The 11,918-nt window shown below is 59.5% G+C and carries 9 protein-coding genes and 1 pseudogene; 7 read left to right on the forward strand and 3 right to left on the reverse strand.

What is annotated here, in order from left to right; genetic code table 11:
* Window positions 1-60: 60 nt before the first annotated feature.
* A complete protein-coding gene (locus C7477_RS04430; protein WP_245411727.1) occupies window positions 61-579 on the reverse strand; it encodes a transglutaminase-like cysteine peptidase in 519 nt (172 codons plus the stop codon).
* A 233-nt stretch (window positions 580-812) separates the two neighbouring features.
* Window positions 813-2,051 carry a polyhydroxyalkanoate depolymerase gene (locus C7477_RS04435; RefSeq protein WP_110749454.1) on the reverse strand — a complete coding sequence of 413 codons (1,239 nt, stop codon included), beginning with the start codon at window positions 2,049-2,051 and terminating at the stop codon, window positions 813-815.
* Between the two features lie 289 nt (window positions 2,052-2,340).
* On the opposite strand from C7477_RS04435, the pseudogene C7477_RS04440 reads away from it, so the two are divergent.
* Window positions 2,341-3,429, forward strand: a pseudogene (locus tag C7477_RS04440) (peptidase C39 family protein); the annotation flags it as partial.
* Between the two features lie 236 nt (window positions 3,430-3,665).
* Complete coding sequence (locus tag C7477_RS04445) at window positions 3,666-5,126, forward strand: RimK family protein (protein ID WP_110749456.1); 1,461 nt, start codon at window positions 3,666-3,668, stop codon at window positions 5,124-5,126.
* Window positions 5,127-5,224: 98 nt separating this feature from the next.
* Here the strand turns inward: C7477_RS04445 and C7477_RS04450 are convergent, their stop codons facing one another.
* Window positions 5,225-5,596, reverse strand: coding sequence for a septal ring lytic transglycosylase RlpA family protein (locus C7477_RS04450; protein ID WP_110749458.1), 372 nt, complete (start codon window positions 5,594-5,596; stop codon window positions 5,225-5,227).
* Between the two features lie 460 nt (window positions 5,597-6,056).
* Between C7477_RS04450 and C7477_RS04455 the strand changes: the two genes are divergently transcribed.
* From C7477_RS04455 to pstA, 5 genes are all read left to right on the forward strand, one after another.
* Window positions 6,057-6,473: a YbaN family protein gene (locus C7477_RS04455; protein ID WP_110749783.1), complete on the forward strand. Its 417-nt coding sequence runs from the start codon at window positions 6,057-6,059 to the stop codon at window positions 6,471-6,473.
* 10 nt (window positions 6,474-6,483) lie between these two features.
* Window positions 6,484-7,788, forward strand: coding sequence for a guanine deaminase (gene guaD / locus C7477_RS04460; protein ID WP_110749461.1), 1,305 nt, complete (start codon window positions 6,484-6,486; stop codon window positions 7,786-7,788).
* Between the two features lie 185 nt (window positions 7,789-7,973).
* Window positions 7,974-9,020 carry a PstS family phosphate ABC transporter substrate-binding protein gene (locus C7477_RS04465; RefSeq protein ID WP_110749463.1) on the forward strand — a complete coding sequence of 349 codons (1,047 nt, stop codon included), beginning with the start codon at window positions 7,974-7,976 and terminating at the stop codon, window positions 9,018-9,020.
* A 75-nt stretch (window positions 9,021-9,095) separates the two neighbouring features.
* A complete protein-coding gene (pstC, locus tag C7477_RS04470) occupies window positions 9,096-10,562 on the forward strand; it encodes a phosphate ABC transporter permease subunit PstC (protein ID WP_110749465.1) in 1,467 nt (488 codons plus the stop codon).
* Entirely contained in the window at window positions 10,559-11,878 is a 1,320-nt protein-coding gene (gene pstA / locus C7477_RS04475) for a phosphate ABC transporter permease PstA (RefSeq protein ID WP_110749467.1), read from the forward strand. Before pstC ends, pstA begins: the two co-directional genes overlap by 4 nt.
* The last annotated feature ends 40 nt before the right edge of the window (window positions 11,879-11,918 follow it).

The following is an 11,918-nucleotide window of genomic DNA, read 5'->3' on the forward strand; positions in this document are numbered from 1 at the left end:
CAATTTTTCGAGCAAATCCCTTTCCAGGAATAAGCCACAAAAACATACTGCCCTACTGCCCTATTTCTCCACCGAACCAACCAGCAGATTGCTCGGCGCTTCGATGCTGACCCAGCGGCCGCTATGGTTCGCCGCCTGGCGCTTGAGGTAGGAATAGCTCGTCTCGGACCAGATTTTGATCTCGTCGGCGAGGTTGTCGAGGACGAAATCGCCCCGGTCGGTGCGAACGGTCAGCACCGCATGGCCTTCACCGTCACGCTTGCGAACGACCGTGATCAGCAGGTCGGAAAGCGGAATGCCCGCCTGCGCCAGCTCGCGGCGCTTCAGAAGAACATAGTCCTCGCAATCGCCGAAGAGCGTGGGATAGGCCCAATATTCTTCCTTGCCGTAGATCTCCTTGTCGGTCAGCGGCTTGATCCGCTCATTGACTGACGCATTGATGGCCACGAGCCGCTCCCATGTAGCGCGGGTAAGCGTCAGCGGCGCGCTGTCAGCTGATCGGGTGGCGCATTCCAGCGGCAGGCGCTTGCACAATTCATAGTGGCCGATGGGCTGGGAGGTCAGCCCGCCGATGCGCATGAAATCATCGGAAGCTGCCGATGCTTTTGCGGCGAATGAAAAGAGAGCGCCAAGAATGATCGCCGCACACAACACGCCCCTCGACATACACAACACTCCGCCGCAACGCTTAATCGTTAACGAAACGTTAAGAGTTGAAACGGAGGTGAGTCAATTCGTAAACCTTGAACTCAACCGCTCAATTCGACTTATGGTTACCGCGCGAGGAGTTTCAAGTTCGCAACCTGAAGGCGTTAATGCTGGGGCCGGTCGTTCGCCCGGATGAAACGGACGATGCGCGGCGCAATCTCGGTGCGAAAACGGGAGCCGTTGAACACGCCATAATGTCCGACTCTTGGCTGCACATAATGCATTCGGCGCGCTTCCGGAATGTTGACGCAGAGTGTTTGCGCCGCTTGGGTCTGGCCAAGGCCGGATATGTCGTCGTTCTCGCCTTCCACCGTCAGGAGCGCCGTCTTGCGAATGGCGGAAGGATCGACGCTTTCGCCGCGATGTTTCATTTCGCCCTTGGGGAGATCGTGGCGAATGAACACGGTTTCGACGGTTTGCAAATAGAACTCCGCCGGCATGTCCATTACTGCAAGGAATTCATCATAGAATTCGCGATGTTTTTCGGCGGAATCGCCATCTTCCTTCACCAGATGGAAGAAGAAGTCTTTGTGCGCGGTGAAATGCTGGTCGAGATTCATGCTCATGAAGCCGGACAATTGCAGAAAGCCGGGATAAACCGGACGCATGACGCCGGGGTGCGGCCATGGTACGGGCATGATGACGTGATCGCGGAACCAGCCGATGTCCTTTTCCGCCGCCATTTTGTTGACGGCGGTCGGGTTGATGCGGGTGTCTATCGGGCCGCCCATGAGCGTCATCGAGGAGGGAGAAAACGGGTCGCCTTGGCCCTCCATCATCGCCACCGCCGCCAGCACCGGCACTGATGGCTGGCAGACGGCGATGACATGGGAGTTCTCGCCCACCGCGTGAAACATTTCGATGAGATAGTCGATGTAATCGTCCAGATCGAACCGGCCTTGCTCAAGCGGCGCCATGCGGGCGTCAAGCCAGTCGGTGATATGCACGTCCCCGTGCGGCAGCAGCGCTTCCACAGTGCCGCGCAGCAGTGTCGCGTAATGGCCGGAGAGCGGCGCGACCAGCAGAATTTTCGGGTCCGCCTGCCGTCCCTCCGGCAAATCACGCCGGAAACGGATGAGATTGCAGAACGGTTTCCGCCAGACGATCTCTTCACTTACCGCTATCCGCTCACCGTCGATCTGAGTGTCCGTCAGGTTGAAGGCCGGTTTGTCGTAACGCCGCGTCGTGCGCTCGAAAAGCTCCATCAGCGCTGCCATCGAGCGGCCATAGGAGCTTTGCGAAAGCGGATTGAGGGGATTTTCGAAAAACAATTTGGCAGCATCCGCCAGCGCCCGGTAGGGCTGCAATGCCGCATGGTTGAATTCGAAAAACTGATAGTACATTTCTCATGCCCGATAGTAATTTTAAGTATAAAAATACACAACGTACTCTATACTTAAGTGAATGCCCCGTCTGGAGCATAGAGGAATACGAGGATATTGCAATGCACGCATTCTTGAGAGGTCCCGCCCCGCGCGGTTTAGCGCCACAATCCCGCCAATGTCCTCATGCTTGCCTTTGAGGAGTGGATCAGCCAATGCTGCAGGTAACGGAATAGCTATTGCTTTGTCCGCGCGCCACGGCACCGTCACGGTGCTCCGCTCCAAAGGCCAACACCCCAAAGGCCAGAAAATGACAGGCGCTGCCACGCGCAAGGCCACTCCCGATGACATTGAGGCGCTTTTGCGCATAGAAGAGCGTTGCTTCACGGGTGACCGCATTTCGCGGCGCTCCTTTCGGGTGCTGATCCCTCGTCCTACGGCGGAAACCATCGTTGCGGAAGAAAACGGCCGTCTTATCGGCTACGCGATGATCCTCTTTCGCAAGGGAACGGCTCTGGCCCGGCTTTACTCGCTCGCCGTCGACCCGGAAGCGAAATCTCGTGGTATAGGCGCCCTACTGCTCGAGGCCGCCGAGCAGGCTGCTTTCGATCATGACCGGCTGTTGCTGCGTCTGGAGGTTCGGGAAGACAATGCGCGCGCCATCGCGCTTTACAGACGCAAGGGCTATCGTCCGCTCGGACGTTGCCTTGACTATTATACCGACCATACCGATGCCCTGCGCTTCGAGAAAACGCTGCGTGGTGACACGCCGCTATCGGCCAGTGTGCCCTATTACGAGCAGACGACGGATTTCACCTGCGGCGCGGCCTGCCTGATGATGGCGCTCGCCGCCCATCTGCCTTCGGTCAAGCTCGATCCGGTGCTGGAGATACGTCTGTGGCGCGAGGCGACCACCGTCTACATGCAGTCGGGGCTGGGCGGCTGCGAGCCCTTCGGCCTTGCGGTCGCGGCGCATGAACATGGGCTGAAATCATCGGTTGCCGTATCCACGGGCGACATCCTGTTTCTGGAATCCGTGCGCGATCCGGAAAAGCGCATGGTGATGGAGTTGGCCCAGACGGATTTTCGTCGCCGCGCCAAGGCTTATGGCATCGGCGTGAGCCAGCGCGGCTTCACCATGCAGGATCTGCGATCCACCCTGGAGCGCGGCGCTTGTGCCATTGTTCTCGTCAGTGGCTACCATATGTTCGGCAAGAAAGTGCCGCATTGGGTTCTCGCCCATGGCGATGACGGGCGCCATATCAAAATTCATGATCCCTGGGTGGAGGACGAGGTCGGCGAGACAGTCGCCGACGCCGCCAATGTGCCGGTTCCGTATGATATCTTCGATCGCATGGCGCGGTTCGGCAAAAGCGGCCTGCGCGCGGCGGTCTTTCTCGAGCATGATCCCGATAAAGTTGCAGACTTTTCGCACAAGATCTTGCGGCGCCAAAAGCATGATCCCGACAAAGTTGCAGACTTTTCGGACAAGATCATGCGGCGCCAAAAGCATGATCACGATAAAGTTGCAGACTTTTCGGGCAAGATCATGCGGCGCCAAAAGCATGATCCCGACAAAGTTGCAGACTTTTCGGACAAGATCATGCGGCGCCAAAAAGAGAAAAGGACCTGACGATGCCGATCTGTGTTATTCTCGTCGGGCGTCTGTCCGATATCGATAATGGCGCGACCCCCCACAAGGTCATGACCACTCGGGATTATCTCGCCCATCCGGCGCTTTTCAGCGGTCAGCGCCCGCGCATCATCAACCTGTCCCGCAACTACGCCTATCAGAGCCGTGGCTATTACGCCTCGCTTCTGGCCGAGGCGCGCGGCCACCGGGTCATCCCTTCGGTCGAGACCATGATCGATCTCTCCGAGCGGCGGCTTTATGAAAACGCCATTCCGGAGCTGGAGGATGCGCTGAACAAGGCCGTCGCGCCGCATCCGGAACAGGCGCCTTCCACCATACGCGTCTATTTCGGCTATGCGCTCAATCACCAGATGGAGCGCTTCGGCCGGCTTCTGTTCGACTGGTTCCGCGCGCCGGCGCTGGAAGTTTCGGTGGAGCCGGGCGAATGGGTGAAAATCCGCAAGATCGCCTTCGCCAATCTGGCAAAGCTCGATGAATTGGAGAAGGCGCATTTCAACCATGCGCTCGCCCGCTATACGCAGCGCGAATGGCGGGCCGCGCCACAGAAAACGCCGGCGCGCTACAGCTTCGCCACCCTTTGCAATCCGCATGAGGCGATGCCGCCCTCGACGGTTTCGTCGCTCAAGCACTGGGCGCGCATCGCCGGGCGCCTCGGCGTCGATGTCGAGCCGATTGGCCGGAAGGATTTGTCGCGTCTCGCCAATTACGATGCGCTGTTCATCCGCGAGACGACGTCGATCTCCAATCACACCTATCGTTTCGCCCGCCGTGCCCAGCAGGAGGGAATGCCCGTCATAGATGATCCGGTCTCGATGATCCGCTGTACCAACAAGGTCTACCTGAACGAGCTGATGAAGGCCAATTCCGTGCCCGTGCCGCCGACAGTGATGATTGCCGGCGACGAGGATCTGACGCGCGCCGCCGATCTATTGGGCTTCCCCATGGTCATCAAGATCCCGGATTCCTCTTTCTCCCGCGGGGTCAAGAAGGTCGCCTCCTGTGAGGAGCTGAAGGCGCTGGCGACGGAATGGCTTGAGGACAGCGATCTCCTGATCGCGCAGAAATACATGCCCACCAAATTCGACTGGCGCGTCGGCGTGCTCGATGGCAAGCCACTTTTCGCCTGCCAATATCTGATGGCGAAACACCATTGGCAGATTGTCAATCACGACACCGGCGGCAAGCCGCTCGAAGGCGGCTTCCGCTCTTTCACACTCGCCGAAGCACCGCCATCCATCATAGAGACGGGTCTCAAGGCCGCGCGCTGCATAGGCAACGGCCTTTATGGCGTCGATCTCAAGGAAACCGATGACGGCGCGGTCGTCATCGAGGTGAACGACAATCCGAACCTCGAGCATGGCGTGGAGGATGCCGCAGAGAAGGACGAGGTCTGGCTCAGCCTGACACGCTGGTTCATCGATCGGCTGGAGCGGGGGAGATAGTGAAATAGTGAAATAGTGGTAGGTTTCACTGCTCACTGCTCACTGCTCACTGCTCACTGCTCACTGCTCACTGCTCACTGCTCACTGCTCACTAAATTCTATCCCGCGCGGCGCATCCCCACCGTACTGATACAGACATTCGTGTGTCCGGCGCCGATGAAGCCGAGACGGCTTGCTGCGCCCTTGGAAAGATCGAGGATGCGTCCCCGGATGAAAGGGCCGCGATCGTTGATGCGCACGACGAGGGATTTGCCGTTTCGCTCATTCGTGACCTTGACCTTCGTGCCCAACGGCAGGGTGCGGTGCGCCGCTGTCATCGCTGATGGGTTCATCCGTTCGCCGGATGCCGTGCGCGAATGGAGCGCATACCAGGAAGCGCCGCCGCATTGCGCCGAGGCGCCGACCGCGGTTGCGGAAATAATGCCGGCCGTTGCCGCGGCCATAAATATCGCCCGTAGTTGAAAGTTCATATCTATTCACTTGTTCAGTTTCTTGAAAAGCTTCCGAAAGATTTCTCCCCTGGAAGGCCAAGCTTTGATGAAGTGAAAATGTGGCGATAAAAGGTTTCACGTATGGTTACACTGGGATTAACTATTGTGAACTCTAAGGAAAATTATCCTAATCTTAAGTATATCTGCAGTTAAAATTTCATTACTCGCAAATTATCTTCTTGATGCTTGCTGAGGTTGCCGGTGATTCTACTGTGCAATCCTGTTGTTCGGGCGATACGCGCGGGGGTTGCCAAGTTGCGATCCCGCATTCCAAAACAAATTTGGTGCTCACGCGTCCGTGATCGGCTCCGGGGCTGGAAAACATTATTTGCATCCCAAGTTCTTGGAGGGCGGGAGAAGCTCGCATTTTTTCCGCGCGAAGCACCGGTTTTCGCTCTATAGAGCATCCTGTTCCGTGCGAAGGGAGCTCGAAGCCGCGATGGGAGCGAACATTGAGGGCGAGACCAAGGGGAGGGCAACGCCTCCTCATGCACCCGGCGCCCTGCGCTGGGTCTATTTCGCCTTGGGTGCGCTGATGCTGGCGCTCGGTCTCATCGGGGCCGTCCTGCCCGTCATGCCGTCGACGGTTTTCCTCATTTTTGCGGCATGGTTTTTCGGGCGTTCCTCGCCCCGGCTGGAAAACTGGATGCTCGCTCACCACACCTTCGGTCCTGTCTTGCGCGGCTGGCGAGACCATGGCGCAATCCCGAGGCGCGCCAAGGTGATGGCCTGCGCCGGCATGGCGGCTGGTTATGCGCTGTTCTGGTGGGGTGCTCGCCCAGGCTGGCCGGTCGCGGCAGGCGTGGCGCTCTTCATGATCGCCTCAACCGCTTTTGTTATCTCCCGGCCAGATTGAGAGTTAAGACATGACTGAATTGCTGATCCGTGGCCGTATCCTGACATTCGTCGACGAACCGCGCGATATCGCCGATACGGCATCCTACCGCTACCTCGAAGACGGCGCCCTTCTGGTGCGCGATGGCCGGATCGCGGCGATGGGCGACCATGCGGATGTAGCCCCAACGGCCGGCCCGGACACGCCTGTCGTCGACCATCGGCCCAATCTGGTGTTGGCTGGTCTCATCGACGCGCATATTCATTTTCCGCAAATGCAGGCGGTCGCCTCCTATGCCGCCCAACTTCTCGAATGGCTCAATACATATACCTTCATCGAGGAGCAGAAATTCGCCGACGAACAGCACGCCGAGTTCATCGCAGAGCGCTTCATGGATGAAATCCTGCGCCACGGCACGACAACCGTCGCCGCCTATTGCACGGTGCATCCGCAGAGCGTGGATGCTTTCTTCCGCGCCGCGCAAGCCCGTAATATGTGCGTGATCGGCGGCAAGGTCATGATGGACCGCAACGCTCCGCCGGCGCTCTGCGACGCGCCACAGTCGTCCTATGACGACACCAAGGCGTTGATCGCCCGCTGGCACGGCAGGGGCCGGCTGCACTATGCCATCACCCCGCGCTTCGCCATCACCTCCTCGCCGGAACAGATGGAGATGGCCGCAGCGCTCGTGCGCGAGCATCCGGAAGCTTATGTCCAGACGCATCTTTCCGAAAATCGCGAGGAAATCGCGCTCACCCGCTCGCTTTATCCGGATGCGCCTGACTATACCGGCATTTACGAGCATTACGGCCTGCTTGGCCGCAAGACCCTGCTGGGCCACTGCATCCACCTCTCCGAACGCGAGATGAAGGCGCTGGCGGGAACCGGCACGGTCGCTGTTTTCTGCCCGACGTCGAATCTCTTTCTGGGCAGCGGCCTGTTCGACCGGGAAAAGCTTGCGGAAAACGGCGTGCGTATCGCGGTCGCCACCGATATCGGTGGCGGTACCAGCTTCTCGATGCTGAAGACGATGGACGAGGCCTACAAGGTCCTGCAACTGCGCGGCCAGCGCCTTTCCCCGCTCCATTCCTTCTACATGATGACGCTCGGCAACGCCCGCGCCCTGTCACTGGAAGAACGGATCGGTACGCTGAGACCGGGAACCGATGCCGACATCACCATTCTGGACAGCCGCGCCACGCCGGCCATGCGCTTGCGTATGAACACGGCCCGTACGCTCACCGAGGAATTGTTCCTTCTCCAGACCATGGGCGACGATCGCGCCGTGGCTGAGGTCTATGTAGCAGGCAAGCCGATGAAGACCGCGCTTCGATAAAGGGTGGCGCAAAAATTCCCGCAATCGCCGGAACTCGCAAAATATTGGGAAAACTGCCGGAATCCGGGAACCCTGACGGGATGCTACAGTTCTGTAACATTGCTGTCATATCACTGTAATATAGATTCCGTAGAGGGCTAGCGACGCCGCCCGCGTCACCCAACTTCTCAACAGGAGCTGCTCCTATGAACAAGATGATTTATACGACCGCTGCGCTGGCGATTGCCGCCGCCGTGTCGGTGTCCGCCGCTCAGGCTCGCGACCAGATTCAGGTGGCAGGTTCCTCGACGGTTCTGCCCTATGCCAAGATCGTTGCCGAGACCTTCGGCGAGACCTATCCGAACTTCAAGACGCCTGTCGTCGAGTCCGGCGGTTCGGGCGCCGGCATCAAGGAATTCTGCAAGGGCGTCGGCGAAAACACCATCGACATCGCCAATGCGTCACGCGCCATGAAGGGCAGCGAGCTGAAGTCCTGCGTCGACGCCGGCGTCAAGGATGTGCAGGAAGTCCGCATCGGCTATGACGGCATCGTGTTCGCCACCGACATCAAAGGTCCGAACTGGAACCTGACGCCGAAGGATGTCTATACCGCTCTCGCCGCCAAGGTCGTCGTCGACGGCAAGCTGGTCGACAATCCGAACACCAAGTGGAGCCAGGTCAACAAGGACCTGCCGGATTGGGATATCGCCGCCTACATTCCGGGCGAAAAGCACGGTACGCGTGAAGTTTTCGAAGAAAAGCTTCTGGCCGAAGGTTGCAAGGAAGCCGGCGCTGCTGAAGCTATGAAGACCAGCGGCATGGACGAAAAGGCCGTAGGCAAGGCCTGCGTGCAGGTCCGCAAGGACGGCAAGGCTGTCGATATCGATGGCGATTACAGCGAAACGCTCGCTCGCATCTCGTCGAACAAGACCGGCGTCGGCGTATTCGGCCTCGCTTTCTACGAAAACAATGCCGACAAGCTGAAGGTCGCCACCGTCGAGGGCGTCACCCCGACCGTCGAGACCATCTCCAGCGGCAAGTATCCGGTTTCGCGCCCGCTGTTCTTCTATGTGAAGAAGGCTCACATCGGCGTCATTCCAGGCCTGAAGGAATATGTCGATTTCTTCCTTTCCGACCAGATGATCGGACCTGACGGCCCGCTTGCCGATTACGGCCTCGTCGCCGCGCCGGAAGCCGAGCGTGTAGCACAGCGCGCCGCGTTCGACGCCGGCAAGACGATGCAGGCCAAGTAAGGCTAGCCGCACAAATCGGGCACAGGTGGAAATGCCTGTGCCCGAATCTCAAGTTTGGGCCACCGGGGAAATCTGATGTCCGTATTGCTGGTTCTGCTCATTGTCTTCGGAATAGGCCTCGTCGGGTTCTTCGTCGGGCGCCAGCGCGCACGCGCCAAGGAAACCGTAGGCATCAAGGTCCATTCTCGCGCCCATTATCATGGCTGGTGGGTGTTTCTGGTAACGGTGCTGCCCGCGCTCCTGTTTATCGTTCTCTGGACTGCCGGTTCGTCCATCTATCTCGAACATTCCGCCGAGGCGAGCCTTCCGCCGCAAACGGCGACAAGCGCGCTTGCCAGCCGCGGTCTTGCGCTCGACATGGTCAAGAGCCTCGCCGCCGGGCTTGAGCGCCTCGACCCCACCGAACGCCAGAACCTGCCGCAATCCTACACTGATTTGCGCGCCCTTCTGGGAACCAAGGGTGTCGCGCTTGCCTCCGAGGGGCAGGATTACATGCTCCCGATCGCCGAACGCTGGGAAAGCCAGGCGATCACGGCGCGCCATCTTGGCGCAGGCATCGCCTTCGCGCTTGCCGTCGCCGGCTTGATTTTCGGCCTCTCCGGCATTCATCCCCGCGCCCGCGCCCGCAATAATGTCGAGCGGATCGTGCTCTGGGGCCTGCTCGCCGCGTCCACCATCGCGATCCTGACCACGGTCGGCATCATCTTCTCGATGCTGTTCCAGACGATAAAATTCTTCCAGGACGTCTCGCCGTGGAATTTCTTCTTCGGCACCGTCTGGGATCCGCGTTTCGCGGATGCGGGTTCGGGCGGCGCAGAAGGCCAGTTCGGTCTCATCCCGCTGCTTGCCGGCACGCTCTATATCGCCCTCGTCGCCATGCTGGTGGCGGTTCCCATTGGCCTCTTCGCGGCCATCTATATGGCTGAATACGCGACGCCTCGTGTGCGCGCTATCGTCAAGCCTTTGCTGGAAATCCTCGCCGGCATCCCCACCATCGTCTACGGCTTCTTCGCGCTCATCACGGTCGGCCCATTCCTTCGCGATATGAGCGCGGCGATTTCCGGCGGCCCGGCCTTCATCATGTCGCAGAGTGTTCTGACGGCGGGCCTCGTCATGGGCATCATGTTGATCCCCTTCGTCTCGTCGCTTTCCGATGATATCATCACCGCTGTTCCGGGCGCCATGCGCGACGGTTCGCTGGGTCTCGGCGCCACGCGGTCGGAAACCGTCAAGCGCGTCATCCTCCCCGCCGCGCTTCCGGGCATCGTCGGCGCGCTGCTTTTGACAGCGTCACGCGCCATCGGCGAGACGATGATCGTGGTGCTTGCGGCAGGCGTCGCGGCCAGGCTCAACATAAATCCGTTCGACGCGATGACCACCATCACGGTCAAGATCGTCAATCAGCTGACCGGCGATCTCGAGTTCGACTCGCCGCAGACACTGGTCGCCTTCGCGCTCGGCCTCACCCTTTTCTTCCTTACGCTCGCGATGAACATCTTCGCCCTCTATATCGTGCGCAAGTACCGGGAGCAGTACGAATGACTGACGCAACGTACAATTCGAGTGCTGCCGCGACAGGACGCCCTGTGCGGCGTGACATCGGCATCAAGCGCCGCTACGCAGCGGAACGCCGCTTCCGTCTCTATGGTATTATTGCCATCGCCATCGGTATTTTCTTCCTGTTCGCGCTGCTCTCCTCGGTTATCTCCAATGGCTATACCGCCTTCTGGCAGACGACCATCGAGCTGCCGGTCAAGCTGGATGAGAAAATCATCGACCCCAGCAATCAGCGGGCGACTAACCCGAATGTGCTGATGACGGCCAATTATCCGGTGGTCGTGCGCAATGCCCTTGCCGAAAAGCTGGGTGTGGCCGCAACAGACAGGCCGGCCATGAGGGAGGTGAGCAAGTTCTTCTCCGATGGCGTGCGCAACCAGCTTCGGGAGATGGTGGTAGCCAATCCGTCGCTGATCGGCACGACGCAGACGATTCCCGTGCTCGCCAGTGGTGATATCGACTCGGCCTTCAAGGGGCAGATCGATTTGAGCGTTGACCAGGCCAACCGCAAGGTCTCCGACCAGCAGGTTGGCTGGATGAAAAAGCTCGCCGACGAAGGCGTGATGAAGGAAAAGTTCAACACCGGCCTCTTCACCTACGGCGCATCGAGCCGTCCGGAAACCGCCGGCCTTGGCGTGGCCCTGATCGGCTCCCTCTATATGATGCTGATCGTGCTGGTGCTTGCACTCCCCATCGGCGTCGCGGCCTCCATCTATCTGGAAGAATATGCAAAGAAGAACCGTCTCACCGACCTGATCGAAGTCAACATCAATAATCTGGCGGCGGTACCGTCCATCGTCTACGGCCTGCTCGGGCTGGCGGTGTTCATCAATCTGGTCGGCCTGCCGCGCTCGGCCTCGCTGGTCGGCGGCCTGGTGCTGACGCTGATGACCCTGCCGACGATCATCATCGCCACCCGTGCCGCATTGCGCGCCGTGCCTCCATCGATCCGCGCCGCCGCGCTGGGGCTTGGCGCGTCCAAGACGCAGATGGTGTTCCACCATGTACTGCCGCTCGCCGCCCCCGGCATCCTGACCGGCACGATCATCGGCCTCGCCCATGCCTTGGGCGAAACCGCGCCGCTGCTCCTGATCGGCATGGTCGCCTTCGTCGTGGGCTATCCCACAACGCCGATGGACCCGGCCACTGCATTGCCGGTGCAGATCTATATGTGGGCCAATGAGGCGGAGCGGGCCTTTGTCGAGCGCACGTCAGGCGCTATCATCGTGCTGCTTCTGTTCCTGGCGGTCATGAATATCGGTGCCATCATCTTGCGTCGCCGCTTCGAGCGTCGCTGGTAAACGGGAGACAAGACACATGAATCTGATGACCGAACGATCT

The sequence above is a fragment of the Paramesorhizobium leguminum genome (genome assembly GCF_003217235.1).
Taxonomy (GTDB): Bacteria; Pseudomonadota; Alphaproteobacteria; order Rhizobiales; family Rhizobiaceae; genus Paramesorhizobium; species Paramesorhizobium leguminum.